The organism is Mesorhizobium sp. M1B.F.Ca.ET.045.04.1.1, assembly GCF_003952465.1.
Classification (GTDB): Bacteria; Pseudomonadota; Alphaproteobacteria; order Rhizobiales; family Rhizobiaceae; genus Mesorhizobium; species Mesorhizobium shonense.
In genome coordinates this window covers 4,298,825-4,316,869 of sequence record NZ_CP034448.1, presented here as the reverse complement: position 1 = coordinate 4,316,869, position 18,045 = coordinate 4,298,825, and the positions used below count along the sequence as shown (strand labels likewise).

Here is an 18,045-nt window from a genome sequence, read left to right as displayed (position 1 = left end):
CTCCCCGTTCCACGGGGCGGATGAGGGGCAGCGCGGCCATGCGAAGGCTCGCGCCAGGCGCGACATCCCGGCAATCGACCAGTGAAAACCCTATCCGAGTGCTTCACCGAAAAACGTCGTCAGCCGCTTCCAATGCCGCTCGGCGCCCGCTTCGTCATAGACGCTGTGGTCCTTTATGCACCAGCCGTGGCCGACGCCGACATAATTCTCGATCGTGTGGTCGACCTCGGCGATCCTGAGCGCCTCGGCCAGCCGCGCCGACTGCTCCGGCGGAAAGCTGCGGTCGATACCGGCGGTGCCGACATAGACGCGCGCCTTGATAGACGCCGCCTTGCGGTATGGGCTGTCAGGCGCATCGCTTGCCAGATTGCCGCCGTGAAAGCTGGCAGCCGCGACAATCCGGTCAGGATAAGTCGCCGCTGCGTTCAGCGCCCGCGCGCCACCCATGCAATAGCCGACGACGCCGATTGTGCCGATACCTTCGGCAGCCAACGCATCGAGAAAGGCCCCGCTGTCGCCTATGGTCATCTCCTGTGTTGTGCCCGAGACCAGCGCCATCAGCTTTGTCTTGGTCTCCTCCACCCTGAAAGCCGTCTTGGCATCGAACGGACCGTAAGGCGCATTGCGATAAAAGAGATCGGGAACCAGCACGGCATAGCCGTGTCCAGCGAGCCGCTCTGCCATATCATCGAGCGCCGGGCGCGGCCCAAAGGCATCCATGTAGAGGATGACGCCGGCTCTGGGCGCGGACGCCGGTCGGAACAGTCCGGCTTTCGCCTTGCCGTCCTTGGTTTCGATCTCAATCTCTTTTCGCGCCATGCTGCTCTCCGTCGGCCGTCGCGGATAGATATCTGGCTGGGGCGATGCGGCAAGACAATCCCGGAGCCCGCTGTTCAAGATTTCGTGCGGATGGCGTCTTACAGGCGCGCGAATGCCGCCATATGGAAAACCTGCACTTCCGGCGGATAGCGATAAGCAGCGCCATATGGACAGGCATTGCGGTCGAGGCATCCGCCGGCCCGGCAAGGCTCACCGCGAGGTCCGCGCACATGGCCGAGGCAGGCTTGATGGCCAAAACCCTGCTCGGAATAGGCATCGACCGGACAGGATTTTAGGCAGGGTTTGTCGGCGCATATGTCGCAAAGATGAATCGTTTGGTGAGGTTCGGGGAGGAATATCTCCTCCTCGAACAGCAGCGCGCCGCGGTAAGCGTGCCAGAGCCCATACTGCGGATGCATGAGGATGCCGAGCGGCGACGGCCTCAGCCCCTCCGCCCGCATCGCCCATTGCTGGAACGGCAGATAGGGCCTGTCGGAAGGCGACACCACGCGGGCGCCGAATTCCTGCGCGACCGCGCCGATCACTGCGCGCGACCAAGTGTCGAGCGGATTGGCGATGGCCTGCGGCGGCTGCCCCGCGAGCCAGCGCTGGAAATGCGGCCAGGGTGCCGCGCCAGCCTGCCCGACCAAAAGGGCGGACTTCGCGGGCGCACCGGAAAGCCCCGCAGGCGCGGCTTCATCGCTGGCAAAGCGGAACCCGCCGCGAAGGATCAGGCCATCGGCTGCCAGCGCGGCCGCGATTACATCAATCGTGCCGCGCGAAAAAATCATCCCTTCCGGTCCGGGTCGGAGAACGCGCTCCGCCAGACTTCCTTGTGAATGATGTTGGCGACTTTAGCCCGGCCTGACTCGGGCTCCTTTCAAGTGAAAGCGTCGGGCATCGAAGCTTTCTTGTTGGCGATGAAGTCCTTCAGCGCCTCGTCGATCGCCGGATCGAGATGCGGCGCTTCGTAGCTTTCCAGCCAGCGGCGGGCAAGCTCGTTGGCGCGCTGCGGCGCGGTCTTCTCGCCTTCAGCCAGCCACTGCTCGTAGGAATTGTTGTCGGCGATGTTGGAGCGGTAGAAGGCGGTCTGGAAATTCGCCTGCGTGTGGTCGCAGCCGAGATAATGGCTGCCCGGACCGACCTGGCGGATGGCATCCATCGCCTGCCCATTCTCCGACAGGTCGACGCCCTCCGAGAATTTCTGCTGCATGCCGAGCTGGTCGATATCCATCATGAATTTCTCGTAGCAGGAGGCTAGTCCGCCCTCGAGCCAACCGGCCGAATGCAGCACGAAGTTGGTGCCGGCAAGGATCGTCGAGTTCAGCGTGTTGGCGCTCTCATAAGCGGCCTGCGCATCCGGTATCTTCGACGCGCAGAGCGAGCCGCCGGTGCGGAACGGCAGGCCGAGCCGGCGCGCGAGCTGTGCAGCGCCATAAGACACCAGCGACGGCTCCGGCGTGCCGAAGGTCGGCGCGCCCGACTGCATCGAGATCGACGACGCGAAAGTGCCAAACAGCACGGGCGCGCCGGGGCGGATCAGCTGCGTGAACGAGGCGCCGGCGAGCACTTCGGCCAAGACCTGCGTCAGTGTGCCGGCGACGGTTACCGGGCTCATCGCGCCGGCCAGGATGAAGGGCGTGACGATGCAGGCCTGGTTGTGGCGCGAATAGACCTTCAGCGCGCCGAGCATGGTCTCGTCGAACACCATCGGCGAGTTGGCGTTGATCAGGCTGGTCAGCACCGTGTTGTTCTCGACGAAGTCGTCGCCGAACACGATCTTGGCCATAGCCACCGTGTCCTCGGCCCGCTCGGGCGCCGTCACCGAACCCATGAACGGTTTGTCCGAATAGCGGATATGGCTGTAGACCATGTCCAGATGGCGCTTGTTGACCGGCACGTCGACCGGCTCGCACACCGTGCCGCCCGAATGGTGGATCGACGGCGCCATATAGGCGAGCTTCACGAAATTCCGGAAATCCTCGATCGTGGCGTAACGGCGATTGCCGTCGAGGTCGCGCACGAAGGGCGGGCCGTAGACCGGTGCGAACACCGTCGCGTTGCCGCCGATCTGCACCGAGCGTTCGGGATTGCGCGCATGCTGGGTGTAGATCGAGGGCGCGGTCTTGAGCAGCGATCGGCAGAGCCCCTTGGGGAAATGCACGCGCTCGCCTTTCACATCGGCGCCGGCCTCCTTCCACAGCGCGAGCGCCTCGGCGTCGTCGCGGAAGATGATGCCAATCTCTTCCAGCACCGTGTCGGTGTTCTTTTCGATCAGCGCCAGACCTTCCTCATTGAGGACCTCATAGACGTTGATCTTGCGCTTGATGTAGGTGAGCTGGGTGCCGGGACCGCCGCCTGAACGGGCTGCGCGTCTGGCCGCCGCGCCGCCGCTGGCGCCGCGTCCGCGTCGTCCGCCCGACGCTTCCTGCTCGACTGCCGCGTTATCGCTCATGATCGTTCTTCCTATAGATTGGCCTGAATTGGCTCGCGGCCGCTTTGGCGCCGCTTCTTGCCGGATCGTAGCCATGCACCCTATTGGAAACGGCCCGCCAGCGCCAACGCCTGTCGCAAAATCGACAAGAAAAGCGCCAACTTTTCAGTCGCTTTCCTTTTGCGGGAAGTCGCAAATCAGCTATGGCTAGCTTGCCCTCGCGGGTTAGGTATTGGCGCATCGATTTTTAGGCTGCCGCAGTCATTCCGAGCAGCAAGGAGCCCGAGAAAAAATGTCCGACGACGAGATCATCCTTTCCGAGCTTTCCGACGAGGAACTCGTGCAGCAGATGCATGACGACCTTTATGACGGGCTGAAGGAAGAGATCGAGGAAGGCACCCACATCCTTCTCGAGCGCAATTGGGCGCCTTACAAGGTGCTGACCGAAGCGCTGGTCGAAGGCATGCGCATCGTCGGCGAGGATTTTCGCGACGGCATCCTGTTCGTGCCGGAAGTGCTGCTCTCGGCCAACGCCATGAAGGCCGGCATGGCGATCTTGCGCCCGCTGCTCGCCGCCACCGGTGCACCCAAGCAGGGCAAGATGGTGATCGGCACCGTCAAGGGCGACATCCACGACATCGGCAAGAACCTTGTCGGCATGATGATGGAGGGCGCCGGCTTCGACGTTATCGATCTCGGCATCAACAACGCGGTCGAGAAATATCTCGATGCGATCGAACAGCACCAGCCCGACATCATCGGCATGTCGGCGCTGCTCACCACCACCATGCCCTACATGAAGGTCGTTATCGACACGATGAAGGAAAAGGGCATCCGCGACGACTATGTCGTGCTGGTCGGAGGCGCGCCGCTCAACGAGGAATTCGGCAAGGCCGTCGGCGCCGATGCCTATTGCCGCGACGCCGCGGTGGCGGTCGAGACCGCCAAGGACTTCATGAAGCGCAAGCACAACGTTCGCGCGTCTGCCTGATCCCAGGGCATCAGGATGGACCGACAAGAAAAGCCGCGCCTTGCAGCGCGGCTTTTTTGTTCCCAGATGATGGACGAGGTTGCCGATCAGTTGACAGTGTCTTTGACCGCCCTTGCCGTCGATTTGACGTCCTTGCCGACGCCCCGGATGGTGTTGGCGCAGGCGGTAAGTGCAAGCGCGCAGGCAAGGATGGCCATCGGCGCGATGCGTAGCAGTTTCATGGACGGTGTCTCCCTCGACAGATATTAAGCCCCGCAGCGAAAGCCGGCCCGACTTGGTCAAAACGCAAAAAACGAAACCGAATCAAACAGACAGGCTGCTCGTCATCGCCTGCGGGATGATTGCGCGCGAAGTTTTGGCCGTCAAGCAACAGCTAAAGCTCGACCATCTCGAGCTGACCTGCCTGCCGGCCGAGTTCCATTTCTATCCCGACCGAATCGCGCCGGCGATGGACAAGGCGATCGAAAAGGCCAAGGCGGAAGGCTACGAGCACATTTTGTCGGCTATGCCGATTGCGGCACCGGCGGCTTGCTCGACCGCGTCATCGAGAAGCACGGCGTCGAGCGCATGGCCGGCCCGCACTGCTTTGCCTTCTACCAGGGCATGGACGCCTATGCGAAGGTCGCCGACGACGACATGATGTCGTTCTACATGACCGACTTCCTCTGCCGCCAGTTCGACGCCTTCTTCATCAAGCCGCTCGGCCTCGACCGGCATCCCGAACTGATCAAGGACTATTTCGGCAATTACGAGAAGCTGATCTACCTCGCTCAGACCGACGATCCGGAGCTCGACAAGGTCGCCGAACATGCCGCTCGCCTGCTCGGCCTCGCCTATGAGCGCCGCTCGACCGGCTATGGCGATTTGACGGGCGAACTGGCGCGGGCGGCCGCGCATCCTGTGGAAGTGAGTTAGCCCCGGGCTCCGGGTTATTCGCCTCCCGGTTGGGGATCCGACACGAAGTCGACAACGCGACCGCTTTCGAGCCGGAGTGGTCCCCTTGCGGATGGGTCTTTGTGCATCGCCTCAAAGATCATCGCTTCGACGGTGTCGAGGTTGCGCTGCAGAATTGAGCGGTCGCGGCTTTCCCAGTACCCGCCTTCGTCGAAAACATCGAATTTATCGAAAAGAGGCGCAACTTTGCAGAGCAACTCGATGACTTCGATATGCGTGTCAGACCCAGCAAACTGGGTCTTGCAATATTGCTGCATGAAGAGGTTTCGGTCGAACTCAAACCGCAATGGGTCCGACCTGGGGTGCGGCAGAACTTTTATTCCTGTGACCTGGCCGACATAGTCCACTTCGCGCTCATCGATCATCCGGGTGAGAGCCATTTCGACCTCTTCTATTTTGCGGACTGGCCAGCCTCGGATGACAGCAAACGCTTCGACTTCCTGCAACAGCGCGGCATATTCCCTTTCGCCGGGCAACTGCCCCTCAAAATGAATTGCCACCCCCACGCGCGCCTCCCGCGAAGACCTTCGTGACGATAGCCGCGCTTCTACTCGGCCGCCAGTGCCGCAAGCACATCGGCAAAACTCGTCTTGCAGACGAAGCCGAGCTTTTCCCTCGCCCGCGACGGGTCGTAGACGCGGTCGACCCAGGAAAACATCGTCCAGCCCTTTCTCGCATAGAGCCCGGGATAATCCGGAAAGTAGCGTACTACGACCGCCGGCGCATCGGCGATCAGCTCGGCGCAGTCCTCGGGCCGGAACGGCGTCGGCGCGGAGACGATGAAGATGTCGAAGCCGAGGCTCGGCGCCTTCTCCAGCGCCGCGACATGAGCTTCTGCCGCGTCCTCCACCGTCAGCCGGCGGAACAGCAACTCGTTCGCCTTCGTATTGGCGTCGGATTGCTCGATCGCATGCGCCATGTCGTCGGCCTCGGGAAAGAAGCGGGCCGTGCGCAACACCACTACCGGCAACCCGTGCTCGATATGATAGAGGCGGCAGAGATGCTCGGCGGAAAGTTTCGTCACGCCGTAGATGTTGCGCGGCTCCGGCGACATGTCTTCCGTCAGCCAAGCCGCCTTGCGCGCGCCGCCCTGAAAGCCGGCGCGGATCGCTTGTGAGATCATCAGCGATGTCGTCGAGGTGAAGACGAAGCGCTGGACACCGTGCGCCACCGCCGCGTCGAGCAGGTTGAGCGTGCCCTGCATATTCGTCGCGACGAAGTCAGCGTTTTCATAGTGTTCGATATTCGGCTTGTGCAGCGCGCCGCTGTGGACGATGGCCTCGATGCCGTTTTCGCTGACCGTCCGCAGGACGAGCTCGCGATCGGAAACCGAACCGACCACCACAGTCTGCGCCGACGGAACCGGGTCGAGGCCGGTCACTTCATGGCCGAGTGACTTCAGCCTCGGCGCCAGTGCGCTTCCCAACCAACCGGAGGATCCCGTGAGCAAGATACGCATCGATCACACCGCCATTTCCGCTCTCACGCTGTTAAGCACGGATGACAGCGGCCCGCGAACGGGTAAGTTGTGCGCCAGAAGACAAAACAGCTGTTCCAGCCACCGATCCGGGAAACACATCATGACCCGTCGCCTGCTGCTTGCCGCCCTTTGCCTCATCGGCTTCGCCCTGCCGGCCCATGCCGACGGCGAGGTGCAGAAGCTGATCACCGCCGCCGACAAGGCGCGGCTCGACAAATATGGCGAGACGCGCAAGGCCGCGCTCGAGGAAGCGAAGGTCGGCGATCCGGCCGAGGTCAGAGAGCTCGACGCGCTGCTTTCCAAGCCGCTGGTCGCCTTCTCCGACAAGGATCTGACCGGCAACTGGAAATGCCGCACCATCAAGGCCGGCGGGATCAGCCCGCTCGTCATCTATGGCTGGTTCAAATGCAAGGTGAGCGACGACGGTTCCGGCTGGCGGCTGCAAAAGATCAGCGGCTCGCAGCGGACCACGGGCCGCTTCTTCGACGACGGCGAGAAGCGCGCCATCTATCTCGGCTCGTTCTCGGTCAACGACGACAAGGCCAAGCCCTATGGCAGCGGCGCCGAAAGCGACCAGATCGGCTACGCCTTCCGCAACAGCGCCACCGAGTGGCGGATCGAATTCCCCGCGCCCTATTACGAATCGAAGCTCGACATCATGGAGCTCAAGCGCTGAGCCGGACCCTGCATGTCTGACTGAGGTCGCGGCACACCAAGGATTAACCCGCCCCGCGTAGCATCCAGCCGGTTTTCAGAGCGGGTGCTTGCCATGGCAGCGTCGGAATCCAGTCCGCGACCGATCGTGGTCGTCACGGAGGGCGGCCCGCATATCTGGGCGATCGTCAACGCCATCGCCGATCGCGTCGGCCCCGTCAGCGTTATCCTCGAAACCCCTGAATCCAAAAAGCGTTTGCTGCTCGGCCGCGCCCGCCGCCAGGGCTGGATCTCCGCTATCGGCCAGCTCGGCACCATGGTGCTGACCAGGCTCGGCAAGCGCTTCCTTGCCGGACATGCCGCGCGTCTGATTGCCGAGGAGAAACTCGAGACCGGGCCTCGCCCAGGCCAGGCGATCATCCATGTGCCTTCGGCCAACGGGCCGGAATGCCTCAAGGAAATTACAAACATCAAGCCGGGCGTCGTCCTGCTCGCCGGCTGCCGGCTGCTGTCGAAAGACACACTCGCGAAGATGCCCTGCCCGGTGCTCAATTATCATGCCGGCATCGCCCCAAAGTATCGCGGCATGAATGGCGGCTACTGGGCGCTGGCTTCCGGCGATAGAGAGAATTTCGGCACCACTGTCCACCTGGTCGATACCGGCGTCGACACGGGCGGCGTGTTGAAACAGGCGCGTGGCAAGCCAAAACCTGGCGACACCATCGCCAGCTACGCGCTGCGGCAGGCTGCATTTTCCCGCGATATCTGCGTCGCGGCGGTGAACGATGCGTTGGCCGGAAAGTTTGCGACGATCGATCCGGGGCTGCCGTCGAAGCAGTGGTTTCACCCGACGATCTGGTTCTATCTCTGGACCGGGCTGACGAAGCGCGTCTGGTAGCCCTGTTAGCCAAGTGAATTGTATGCTATTGTCATACAGAAGGTGAGGTTGACGATGTCCAATATGGCTCCCCTCAGCGTGCGCGTCACGCTGGGCGAACGCGAAATACTTGAAGCGGCCGCAAATCAGGCCAACACAAATCTCAGTGACTTCATCCGCCGCAGGGCCGTCGAAGCCGCCGAAATGGAGGTGCTGGACGGGCGCATAGTAACGATTCCTGCGGCCGACTGGGAAAAGTTCGAGGCCTGGGCAAAGTCGCCGCCGAAACCACTACCCGGTTTGCGAAGGCTCGCTGCGTCTCGTCCCGTATGGCAGGACTGACGCCGCCTCGACCGCTCGCGGCGGACGATGACAGAGACGCTTTCGATTGCGGTCGTGAGTCGCTCAACAACTGGCTTCGCCGCCATGCCTGGCGCAATCAGCAGGACGGCGTCTCACGCACCAGCGTCATCTGCGATTCCGCAAGCGGTCTCATTGCCGCCTACGTTGCCCTGAGTGCCGGTCAGATCGAGCGGGCATATCTGCCAAAGTCGGCGCAACGCAATCGCCCTGACCCGGTCCCCATAGTGTTGCTCGGCCAACTTGCCGTGGATCGTCGGTATCAAGGTCGGGGCTGCGGCCGCTCGCTTCTCCTCTTCGCGCTCAGAACCGCGGTTCGATACTCCACTGATATCGGCTGCTTCGGTGTCCTCACCCATCCGCTCGACGACGCCGTAAGAGACTTTTACCGCAGCTTCGATTTCGAAGACCTTCCATTCGATGCCAAGCGAAGCATGATTGTCCGTATCGCCGACTTGAGAGCAAGCGACTTCGGAAACGAATAAGGGCGACCCAAATCGCTTCCCATTCGACGAACCGGAACAACCTCAATTCCGCCCCAGGTCGAAAGCATTCGAGAGTATGTGCAGCGTCTGATCATCTGGCAGGAAACGCAATCGCCGATTCATCAGTCCTTTTGCCGCACAAGCAGCGTCGCTTTTGAAGGCGCGCGCGTCGTCCCATAACAAGCGGCCCCATGGCGCATGCGGCAATGCTCCGAACATCGAGGAGTGAGAATTCATGGCCGATTTGATCGTCGTCTATTGGCGCGATATCCCAGCCCAGGTCATCGTCCGCAGGGGCCGCCAGAACGCCAAGCGCGAGCTGCCCTTGCGCTTCACCGAGGCGATCGACATGTGCGCCATGCGCACCGGCGCCGGCGGCACCGACGACTACCTGGCCGAATGGCGCAAGGCCGATCCGGTTCCAGTTGGCGACGACATCGAGGCCGAGGTCGAGAAAGCCTACCAGGAACTCGACGCGAAATATGACCGCGAGCGGCTGGTCGCTCTGGTCAAGGCTGGCGGGAAAGAAAATGTCTGAGACAACTCCTGTCAAAGAAGGGGCGGCTGTTACCCAGGCCACTTTGGTCAAGAAGGCAGCGCCGAAATCCGACTACAAGCCTGCCGACGTGTCGCCGCAGCGGCGCGTCCAGCGCACCTTTGCGGTGCGTCTGTGGTCGATCCGCCATTCGCGATTGCTCGAATGGTTCTACAGCAGGTTCGCCGACGTCTTCCTGCTCTTGCATCCGCTGTGGAAAGGTGTCGGCTATGGCCGCGTCGAGGCGCCGGTGAAATTCGTCGAGAAGCGCGTCAAGGGCTTCATGTTCGACTGCCGCATGTGTGGCCAATGCATCCTGTCATCGACCGGCATGTCGTGCCCGATGAACTGCCCGAAGCAACTGCGCAACGGCCCTTGCGGCGGCGTGCGCGCCAATGGCAATTGCGAGGTCGAGCCGGACATGCCCTGCGTCTGGGTCAAGGCCTGGGAAGGCTCACGCAACATGAAGCATGGCGACAAGATCCTCACAGTGCAGAAGCCGGTCGACCAGTCGCTGCGCGAAACCTCAGCTTGGCTCAGGGTGACCGCGCAGGCCGCCGCCGCGCGGGAAACGACCCAGAATCCCGGAGCTTCGGCATGAACGCCCGCCAGCGCGACGAGAACCCGGCCGGCATCCACCTGCCGCTCGATCCTCTGCCCGGCCACACGTCGCGCGGCCGGCTGGAGCGCGTGCTGCGGCGCGGCGAGTTCGCGGTGACGACCGAGCTCAATCCGCCAGACAGCGCCGATCCCGAAGACGTCTACAACCGCGCCAAGATCTTCGACGGCTGGGTCGATGCGATCAACGCGGTCGACGCATCGGGCGCCAATTGCCACATGTCGTCGGTGGGTATCTGCGCGCTGCTCACCCGCATGGGGTATGCCCCGATCATGCAGATCGCCTGCCGCGACAAGAACCGCATCGCCATCCAGGGCGACGTGCTGGGCGGCGCGGCGATGGGCGTCGCCAATATGCTCTGCCTCACCGGCGACGGTGTCCAGGCCGGCGACCAGCCGGGCGCCAAGCCGGTGTTCGACCTCGATTCCATGTCGCTGCTCGAAACCATCCGCATCATGCGCGACAACGGCAAGTTCCTGTCCGGCCGCAAGCTGACCACGCCGCCGCAGGTCTTCCTGGGTGCAGCCGTCAACCCCTTCGCGCCCCCTTACGATTTCCGGCCGATCCATCTCGGCAAGAAGATAGCCGCCGGCGCGCAGTTCGTGCAGACGCAATACTGCTTCGACGTGCCGATGTTCAGAACCTTCATGCAGAGCGCGCGCGACCTCGGCCACACCGAAAAAGTCTTCGTCCTGTGCGGCGTCGGGCCGCTGGCTTCCGCCAAGACGGCGAAATGGATCCGCTCCAACGTGCCGGGCATCCACATTCCCGAAGCGGTGATCAAGCGGCTTGAAGGCGCGCAGGACCAGAAGAAGGAAGGCAAGCAGCTCTGCATCGACATCATCAACGAGGTGAAGGAAATTCCGGGCGTCGCCGGCGTCCATGTGATGGCCTACCGCCAGGAAGAGTATGTCGCGGAGATCGTCGATGAATCGGGCGTGCTGAAGGGCCGCCAGCCCTGGAAGCGGGAGATCCGCCGCGACGACCAGGTGGTCGCCGAGCGGCTCGACCACATACTGCATGACGAAATTACCGAAACCCAGGTGGACATGGTGAAGACCGCGCACTGAAAGCGTGGCCGATCACCATCCGCCTTGAACGAAATCAGATAACGATATAAAGAACTCTTTATATCCCGACGGAGAGATCGCATGACCCGCACCATCGTCGCCTCGGCGACCCGAGAAATCGTCATCGGCTTCGACCAGCCCTTCTGCGTGATCGGCGAGCGCATCAACCCGACCGGCCGGAAGAAGCTGGCCGCCGAGATGGTGGCCGGCAATTTCGAGACCGTCATCAAGGATGCGCTTGAGCAGGCCGCCTGCGGCGCCACCATGCTTGACGTCAATGCCGGCGTCACCTCGGTCAATCCGAATGAGACAGAGCCGGGCCTCCTGGTTCAGACACTGGAGATCGTGCAGGGGCTGGTCGATCTGCCGCTGTCAATCGACAGCTCCGTCACCGCGGCGATCGAGGCTGGACTGAAGGTCGCCAAGGGCCGCCCGCTGGTCAACTCCGTCACCGGTGAGGAAGAAAAGCTCGAGGCCATCCTGCCGCTGGTCAAGAAATACAACGTTCCGGTTGTCGCCATCTCCAACGACGAGACCGGTATCTCGATGGATCCGGACGTCCGTTTCGCCGTCGCCAAGAAGATCGTCGAGCGTTGCGCCGACCACGGCATCCCTTCGCATGACGTCGTCGTCGACCCGCTGGTGATGCCGATCGGCGCGCTGGGCGATGCCGGCCGCCAGGTCTTCGCGCTGCTGCGGCGGCTCCGCGAAGAGCTCAAGGTCAACACCACTTGCGGCCTCTCCAACATCTCCTTCGGCCTGCCGCACCGCCATGGCATCAACGCCGCCTTCATCCCGATGGTGATCGGCGCCGGCATGACGAGCGCCATCATGAACCCGGTCCGCCCGCAGGAAATGGAAGCCGTGCGCGGCGCCAATGTGCTCAACGGCACCGACGAGAACTGCACCAACTGGATTCGCACCTACAAGGACTACAAGCCTGCCGAAGGCGGCCACGCGGTCGCGGCTCCGGTGGCAGTGACCGCCCCCGGCGACGGCGCCGCCGCTGCCGGCGGTCGCCGCCGCGGCGGCCGGGAGGCCCGCATGGCGAGGGCATAAGGTAGAGATTGTGACTTTTTCGACAGAGGGAGGCATTTGCATATGAACCCTCCCCCGAACATAACCGATCCGCTCGTGCTGTTCATGCCGTCAGGCAAGCGCGGGCGGTTCCCTGTCGGCACGCCGGTGCTCGACGCCGCGCGCCAGCTCGGCGTCTATGTCGAGAGCGTGTGCGGCGGCCGCGCCACCTGCGGGCGCTGCCAGATCGAGGTGCAGGAAGGCAATTTCGCCAAGCACAAGATCGTCTCGTCCAACGACCACATCTCGCCCAAGGGCGCCAAGGAAGAGCGCTACGAGCGTGTGCGCGGCCTGCCCGAACGCCGCCGCCTGTCCTGCTCGACGCAGATCCTCGGCGATCTCGTCATCGATGTGCCGCAGGACACGGTCATCAATGCCCAGACCATCCGCAAGGATGCCGACACAAGGGTCATCGCCCGCGATACCGCGATCCGCATGTGCTATGTCGAGATCGAAGAGCCCGACATGCACAAGCCGCTCGGCGACCTCGACCGGCTCAAGATCGCTTTGATGAAGGACTGGGGCTTCAAAAACCTCGAATTCGACTTTTATCTGCTTCCGCAGGTGCAGGGCATCCTGCGCAAGGGCAACTGGACCGCCACCGCCGCCATCCACAAGGATGCCGACAGCGACATCGCGCGCGTCATCGCGCTGTGGCCGGGGCTGAAGAACGAGGCCTACGGGCTCGCTTGCGACATCGGCTCGACCACGATTGCCATGCATCTGGTATCGCTGCTCTCGGGCCGTGTCGCCGCCTCATCCGGCACCTCCAATCCGCAGATCCGCTTCGGCGAGGATCTGATGAGCCGTGTCTCCTATGTGATGATGAATCCCGACGGCCGCGAGGGTATGACGGTCGCCGTGCGCGAGGCCGTCTCCGGCCTCGTCGACAAGGTCTGCGCGGAAGGCAATGTCCAGCGCAACGACATCCTCGACGCGGTGTTCGTCGGCAATCCGATCATGCACCACCTGTTCCTCGGCATCGATCCGACGGAGCTCGGCGGCGCGCCGTTTGCGCTGGCGGTCTCCGGCGCCGTGCGTATCAAGGCTTCGGACCTCGGCCTGAAGCTGAACCAGGGCGCGCGCCTCTATATGCTGCCTTGCATCGCTGGCCATGTCGGCGCCGACGCCGCCGCGGTCACGTTGTCGGAAGGCCCGCACCGTCAGGACGAGATGATGCTGATCGTCGACGTCGGCACCAATGCCGAGATCGTGCTCGGCAACAGCACGCGCGTGGTTGCAGCCTCCTCCCCCACCGGTCCCGCCTTCGAGGGCGCCGAAATCTCCGGCGGCCAGCGCGCAGCGCCCGGCGCCATCGAACGCGTGCGCATCGACCCGGAAACACTGGAGCCGCGCTACCGCGTCATCGGCTCGGAGCTCTGGTCCGATCAGCCGGGCTTCGCTGAAAGCGTGCAGGCGACGGGCGTCACCGGCATTTGCGGCTCCGGCATCATCGAAGTGATCGCCGAGATGTATCTGTCGGGCATCATCTCCGAGGACGGCGTCGTCGATGGATCGCTCAGCATGCGCTCGCCGCGCATCGTCCCCAACGGCCGCACCTTCTCCTACGTGCTGAAAGAGGGCGAGCCGAAGATCACCATCACCCAGAACGACGTGCGCGCCATCCAGCTCGCCAAGGCAGCACTCTATGCCGGCACCAAGCTGTTGATGGAAAAGCAGCACACCGACCATGTCGACCGCATCCATTTCGCTGGCGCCTTCGGCTCCTTCATCGATCCGAAATACGCCATGGTGCTGGGTCTGATCCCCGACTGCGACCTCGACAAGGTCTCGGCCGTCGGCAACGCCGCCGGCGCCGGCGCGCGCATGGCGCTGCTCAATCGAGGTTACCGCCGCGAGATCGAAGAGACGGTGAGCAGGATCGAAAAGATCGAGACGGCGCTGGAGCCGAAGTTCCAGGAGCACTTCGTCTACGCCATGGCGCTGCCGAACAAGGTCGACCCCTTCCCGAAGCTGGCCGCCGCGGTAAAGCTGCCGCCGCGCAAGGCGGCGAGCGAGGATGGGTCCGCCGGCGATGCCACCCCACGCCGGCGCTCGCGTGAGGAACGCGCTGCACGCCGGGGCCGCGGATAGGCCTGCTTCTCACCGACACGCCTTTCGATTTCATTTGCATGCAAATGTTTCCGGATCGCCCCGATCCGGAAACCGAAACGCTGTTTTCGTGAAATCCGCTGGAAACATGTCGGGCGCATTTAGCCCGCCATCGAAGGGCTGGCGTGAAATGTCTTCAGGCCGGCGCGATCTTCCGGAGGAACCACAATGTCGATGTTCGATAATCTCGGCCGTTTTGGCGTCACCATCAGGCAGGCCCACGCCCGCAACAAGGCGATCCGCGCGCTCAACGACCTGCCGGCGCATGTCCAGAAGGATATTGGCTGGCCGGCCTCGCCGCCGAGCGACCCGCAGGCAGCCCTCCATGCGCTGCTTCTGGGCACGCCGCGCTGATGACCTTCGCCGACAAATGCAAGCTGCTCGGCAGGCGCCGGGGCCGGCGGGCGGCCTCGGCGACCGGCGACAACAAGCTGCGCGCCGCGCTGCTGCCGGGTCGACGGCGAGGCGGCCGCCCGTTGCATCACGTCGATGTGCCCGCGGCGAACCTTGACATTTTTAACTGAGGTACAATCTTCGGATAATAGGGGAATTCTCTTAGTCGGCTCGGCCGAAGTCCGTGTATCCGCATGCCCAGTTTGAAAAGCCACGTCGTCTCGTTCATTCTCAGGCACGGCCGCAAGAAGGCCTTTTCCAGCCCCGAGAATTTGCAGCGCTGGATTGCCTACGCCCGCAAGACCGAGGACTATCACCCGCCAGCCTTGCTGAAGGCACGGCTGGGCATCGCCGAGACCAGCGTCGACGGTTTTCCCGTCTATGAGATCGCGCCAAAGGCCGACGAGCGTCGGCGCATCCTCTATATGCATGGCGGCGCCTTCGTCTTTCAAATCACGTCCTATCACTGGGTGCTGATCGCCGAGATGGCGGAGCGGCTGGGCTTCGGCGTCACCGTGCCGATCTATCCGATCGCGCCGGAGCACAATTTCCATGACATGTTCGGCATGGTCGGCGAGGTCTATCGGCGCATGCTCGAAGAGACCAATGCCGAGGACATCGTCTTCATGGGCGATTCCGCCGGCGGCAACATGGCCGTCGTGCTCACTATGATGGCCGCCGAGAAAGGGCTGCCTTCACCATCGCGCCACGTGCTGATCTCGCCCGGCCTCGACATGTCGCTGTCCAATCCGGAGGTGTTCGAGGCGGAGCGCCGCGATCCGTGGCTCGGCATTGCCGGCGGGCTCGAGGCGATCCGGCTCTACAGCGCCGGCATCGACCGCTCCGACTGGCACATCAGCCCGCTCTATGGCGATCTCTCGGTGCTGCCGAAGACGCTGCTGCTCACCGGCTCGCATGACTTGCTCAGCCCCGACAATCTGATCTTCGCCGAACGGGCGCGCGCCGCAGGCGTCGAGGTCGACGTGGTCTATGAGGAAGGCATGTTCCATGTCTGGCCGCTGATCGAGATGCCGGAAGCGCGGCGCGCACGCGACAGCATTGTCGATTTCCTCACAGGCGAACCGGCACCGCAACGCGCCTACGCACCGCGCCGGACCGGAACTGCCTACGCGGCGCGGCCTGCGCCGGCGGCCGAATAGCTCAGAATTTTCCGGTTTCGCGGAACAGTTCGAAGGTCGCGCGGATGTGATCGGCGACCGCCTTCACCGGCGCGCTGGCATCCGGCGCCACGACCATGGCGAGGTTGTAGGTGCCGATATCCGGCATGCCGTCCTTCTGGCCTAGCTCCACCATATCGTCGCCGAGGAACGACTTCGGCAGCGGCGCGACGGCGAGATCGGCCATGATCGCGGCGCGCTGGCCGGCCGTATGGGCGCTCATATAGGCGACGCGGTAGTTGCGGCCCTCGCGGCCGAGCGCTTCCAGGGCGCCGGCCCGCCAGGCGCAGCCCTCTTCCCACAGCGACACCGGCAGCGGTTCGCGCAGATGCGCGCAGCCACCCTTGGCGCCGGCCCACACGATCGGCTCGGTGAGCAGCACCTCGGCGCCGACCGCGCTGGTCTTGTAGGAATTGGTGAGCAGCGTGATGTCGAGCGCGCGGTCGTCCATGCGGCGGCGCAGATTGACGCTCTGGTCGATGGTGACGTCGACGGCAATCGACGGATGCGACTGCGCGAAGCGCTTCAAGACGTGCGGCAGGATACGTTCGCCATAATCGTCCGGGGAACCCAGCCGCACCACGCCGACAATGTCGGGAATGATGAACTTCGACACCACCTCGCGGTTGATCGACAAAAGCCGCCGGGCATAGCCGAGCAGCATCTCGCCATCGGTGGTCAGCGTCACCGAGCGCGCGTCGCGCGCGAAGACGGAACGGCCGAGGATGTCCTCCAACTTCTTGATCTGCATGGAGACGGCCGAGGGGGTGCGGAACACGGCATTGGCGGCGGTGGTGAAGCTGCCGGTCTCGGCGATCGCCACGAAGGTGCGCAGCACGTCGAGGTCGAGCAGCGGCAGAGGATGGTTAAGCGGGGCGTTCATTGGAGCTTGCCTTCAATTTTTCTGATGCAAACGATCATCCCATTTCGTTTGATTGAACATCAGTTCGGGCGCATAGTCAACTCGATCGATGCAGGATGCTGCCAAATGCAGCCATCAAACGACCAGACACAGACCTGCAGTCGACATGAAATGAAGCTGAAACAGACCTGACGTAACGCATTGCCGGGCGGCCTCCCAGCCCGCATAGAGGAGAAAGAAATGTCTATCCTGTCATCCATCGGTCGGCTCGCGACCGAATTCAGCGCGGCCCGCGCCCGCTACCAGACCGAACGCGCAATCCATGCTCTGCCCATCGAACTGCAGAAGGATATCGGCTGGCCGGAAGCCGCCGATGCCAAGACCGGTGTGCGCCTCGGCGTCGGAACATGGGCCGGAGCAAAGTAGATAAAGTGTGTATCAAGTACTAAAGGCCTGCCGAGGTGTCAGACCGGCAGGCCTTTTTGTTTGTATTCAAACAAGTTTTCCAGCCATGCCGATAGCGCATGACGCATATGAACCACTCGCATAGCGCAGCGGTCTCCCACTTAACGCTTTGTAAAAAATGGTAAATTTCGGGCACGTCGCCCAAAGATGTCGCAATTGATGTCGCTTTTCATAACAAGCGCTTCGTTTTTGCGATTTAGTTTTGGCTGAAGCAAGCCTATATCACAGCCAGCCAAAACGAGCTGCCCCACTCCATTAAGCGAAGGCGACCCGTCTGAGCAACCAAATGGAGATGATGATGAAGCTCTTTGCCCGCCTGTTCACCCGCCGCGAAATGAACCTGACGACCGCTCTCGAGCGTCAGCGTCTTGCCAAGACCATGCCCGGCCAGACCGGCGCCATGGCCGCTGCTCGCCTCGGCTTCGTTGCCTGAGACAGCCGCTTTCAGACGGTATTCGCTGCCGTCGCGCTGAAGGAATTCAACGCCGCCTGGCCCTGCCGAGGCGGCGTTTTTCATTTTCATCAGGCTTTCGTTGCATGGATGGAGGCGCCGGCCTGGGACCAATTGCCCATTTGCGACCCGTGTCGCAAATTTAATCTTCACTTAGCCGCCTACCCGATTGACAGGAATGGTTTTTCCTGATGACGCTATGCTGTTCGCGACATTCTGTTCGCGTCAT

The 18,045-nt window shown here is 62.8% G+C and carries 22 protein-coding genes and 1 pseudogene; 15 read left to right on the top strand and 8 right to left on the bottom strand.

The genetic code is table 11. The annotated features are described in order from the left end of the window. Window positions 1–90: 90 nt before the first annotated feature. The 3 genes from EJ071_RS21265 to EJ071_RS21255 form a co-directional block, all read right to left on the bottom strand. Window positions 91–819 carry a dienelactone hydrolase family protein gene (locus tag EJ071_RS21265; RefSeq protein WP_126099639.1) on the bottom strand — a complete coding sequence of 243 codons (729 nt, stop codon included), beginning with the start codon at window positions 817–819 and terminating at the stop codon, window positions 91–93. 98 nt (window positions 820–917) lie between these two features. Next, window positions 918–1,610 carry a hypothetical protein gene (locus tag EJ071_RS21260; RefSeq protein ID WP_126099638.1) on the bottom strand — a complete coding sequence of 231 codons (693 nt, stop codon included), beginning with the start codon at window positions 1,608–1,610 and terminating at the stop codon, window positions 918–920. An 89-nt stretch (window positions 1,611–1,699) separates the two neighbouring features. Next, window positions 1,700–3,274, bottom strand: coding sequence for a trimethylamine methyltransferase family protein (locus tag EJ071_RS21255; RefSeq protein WP_126099637.1), 1,575 nt, complete (start codon window positions 3,272–3,274; stop codon window positions 1,700–1,702). Between the two features lie 271 nt (window positions 3,275–3,545). On the opposite strand from EJ071_RS21255, the gene EJ071_RS21250 reads away from it, so the two are divergent. Next, window positions 3,546–4,244 carry a B12-binding domain-containing protein gene (locus EJ071_RS21250; RefSeq protein ID WP_126099636.1) on the top strand — a complete coding sequence of 233 codons (699 nt, stop codon included), beginning with the start codon at window positions 3,546–3,548 and terminating at the stop codon, window positions 4,242–4,244. Between the two features lie 86 nt (window positions 4,245–4,330). Here the strand turns inward: EJ071_RS21250 and EJ071_RS21245 are convergent, their stop codons facing one another. After that, window positions 4,331–4,465, bottom strand: coding sequence for an entericidin A/B family lipoprotein (locus EJ071_RS21245; RefSeq protein ID WP_036258641.1), 135 nt, complete (start codon window positions 4,463–4,465; stop codon window positions 4,331–4,333). A 53-nt stretch (window positions 4,466–4,518) separates the two neighbouring features. Here EJ071_RS21245 and EJ071_RS21240 point away from each other — a divergent pair. Then, window positions 4,519–5,159 (top strand): annotated as a pseudogene (locus EJ071_RS21240) (DUF1638 domain-containing protein). A gap of 14 nt (window positions 5,160–5,173) precedes the next feature. Here the strand turns inward: EJ071_RS21240 and EJ071_RS21235 are convergent. Beyond that, window positions 5,174–5,704, bottom strand: a complete 531-nt coding sequence (locus EJ071_RS21235) for a hypothetical protein (RefSeq protein WP_126099635.1) — start codon at window positions 5,702–5,704, stop codon at window positions 5,174–5,176. A gap of 41 nt (window positions 5,705–5,745) precedes the next feature. Next, window positions 5,746–6,657 (bottom strand): NAD(P)-dependent oxidoreductase, encoded by a 912-nt coding sequence (locus tag EJ071_RS21230; protein WP_126099634.1) that lies wholly within the window; start codon window positions 6,655–6,657, stop codon window positions 5,746–5,748. A 121-nt stretch (window positions 6,658–6,778) separates the two neighbouring features. Between EJ071_RS21230 and EJ071_RS21225 the strand changes: the two genes are divergently transcribed. From EJ071_RS21225 to EJ071_RS21175, 12 genes are all read left to right on the top strand, one after another. Then, the gene (locus EJ071_RS21225) at window positions 6,779–7,354 is read left to right on the top strand and encodes a DUF4893 domain-containing protein (protein ID WP_126099633.1); all 576 of its coding nucleotides are present in this window, start codon (window positions 6,779–6,781) and stop codon (window positions 7,352–7,354) included. Window positions 7,355–7,447: 93 nt separating this feature from the next. Further along, on the top strand, window positions 7,448–8,230 hold the full coding sequence (locus EJ071_RS21220; protein ID WP_126099632.1) for a formyl transferase: 783 nt from the start codon (window positions 7,448–7,450) through the stop codon (window positions 8,228–8,230). Window positions 8,231–8,284: 54 nt separating this feature from the next. Continuing rightward, entirely contained in the window at window positions 8,285–8,551 is a 267-nt protein-coding gene (locus EJ071_RS21215; protein ID WP_126099631.1) for a DUF1778 domain-containing protein, read from the top strand. Beyond that, window positions 8,539–9,054 carry a GNAT family N-acetyltransferase gene (locus EJ071_RS21210; protein WP_126099630.1) on the top strand — a complete coding sequence of 172 codons (516 nt, stop codon included), beginning with the start codon at window positions 8,539–8,541 and terminating at the stop codon, window positions 9,052–9,054. Before EJ071_RS21215 ends, EJ071_RS21210 begins: the two co-directional genes overlap by 13 nt. A 235-nt stretch (window positions 9,055–9,289) precedes the next feature. Continuing rightward, the gene (locus EJ071_RS21205; protein ID WP_126099629.1) at window positions 9,290–9,592 is read left to right on the top strand and encodes a virulence factor; all 303 of its coding nucleotides are present in this window, start codon (window positions 9,290–9,292) and stop codon (window positions 9,590–9,592) included. Continuing rightward, a complete protein-coding gene (locus EJ071_RS21200; RefSeq protein WP_126099628.1) occupies window positions 9,585–10,190 on the top strand; it encodes a methylenetetrahydrofolate reductase C-terminal domain-containing protein in 606 nt (201 codons plus the stop codon). Before EJ071_RS21205 ends, EJ071_RS21200 begins: the two co-directional genes overlap by 8 nt. Then, entirely contained in the window at window positions 10,187–11,278 is a 1,092-nt protein-coding gene (locus EJ071_RS21195; RefSeq protein ID WP_126099627.1) for a methylenetetrahydrofolate reductase, read from the top strand. Before EJ071_RS21200 ends, EJ071_RS21195 begins: the two co-directional genes overlap by 4 nt. 81 nt (window positions 11,279–11,359) lie before the next feature. Then, complete coding sequence (locus EJ071_RS21190) at window positions 11,360–12,337, top strand: methyltetrahydrofolate cobalamin methyltransferase (protein ID WP_126099626.1); 978 nt, start codon at window positions 11,360–11,362, stop codon at window positions 12,335–12,337. A gap of 42 nt (window positions 12,338–12,379) precedes the next feature. Next, entirely contained in the window at window positions 12,380–14,449 is a 2,070-nt protein-coding gene (locus tag EJ071_RS21185) for an ASKHA domain-containing protein (RefSeq protein WP_126099625.1), read from the top strand. A gap of 186 nt (window positions 14,450–14,635) precedes the next feature. Beyond that, window positions 14,636–14,821 carry a hypothetical protein gene (locus EJ071_RS21180; RefSeq protein ID WP_059187048.1) on the top strand — a complete coding sequence of 62 codons (186 nt, stop codon included), beginning with the start codon at window positions 14,636–14,638 and terminating at the stop codon, window positions 14,819–14,821. Next, a complete protein-coding gene (locus EJ071_RS38635) occupies window positions 14,821–14,991 on the top strand; it encodes a hypothetical protein (protein WP_189521149.1) in 171 nt (56 codons plus the stop codon). The genes EJ071_RS21180 and EJ071_RS38635 overlap by 1 nt, the downstream gene beginning before the upstream one ends. Window positions 14,992–15,054: 63 nt before the next feature. Next, the gene (locus EJ071_RS21175) at window positions 15,055–16,020 is read left to right on the top strand and encodes an alpha/beta hydrolase (RefSeq protein ID WP_126099624.1); all 966 of its coding nucleotides are present in this window, start codon (window positions 15,055–15,057) and stop codon (window positions 16,018–16,020) included. A gap of 1 nt (window position 16,021) precedes the next feature. Here EJ071_RS21175 and EJ071_RS21170 read toward each other — a convergent pair whose 3' ends face one another. Beyond that, on the bottom strand, window positions 16,022–16,921 hold the full coding sequence (locus EJ071_RS21170) for a LysR substrate-binding domain-containing protein (protein ID WP_126099623.1): 900 nt from the start codon (window positions 16,919–16,921) through the stop codon (window positions 16,022–16,024). A 219-nt stretch (window positions 16,922–17,140) separates the two neighbouring features. On the opposite strand from EJ071_RS21170, the gene EJ071_RS21165 reads away from it, so the two are divergent. Next, on the top strand, window positions 17,141–17,326 hold the full coding sequence (locus tag EJ071_RS21165) for a hypothetical protein (RefSeq protein WP_040969852.1): 186 nt from the start codon (window positions 17,141–17,143) through the stop codon (window positions 17,324–17,326). Between the two features lie 256 nt (window positions 17,327–17,582). Here the strand turns inward: EJ071_RS21165 and EJ071_RS38630 are convergent, their stop codons facing one another. Next, entirely contained in the window at window positions 17,583–17,888 is a 306-nt protein-coding gene (locus tag EJ071_RS38630; RefSeq protein WP_189521147.1) for a hypothetical protein, read from the bottom strand. Between the last annotated feature and the right edge of the window lie 157 nt (window positions 17,889–18,045).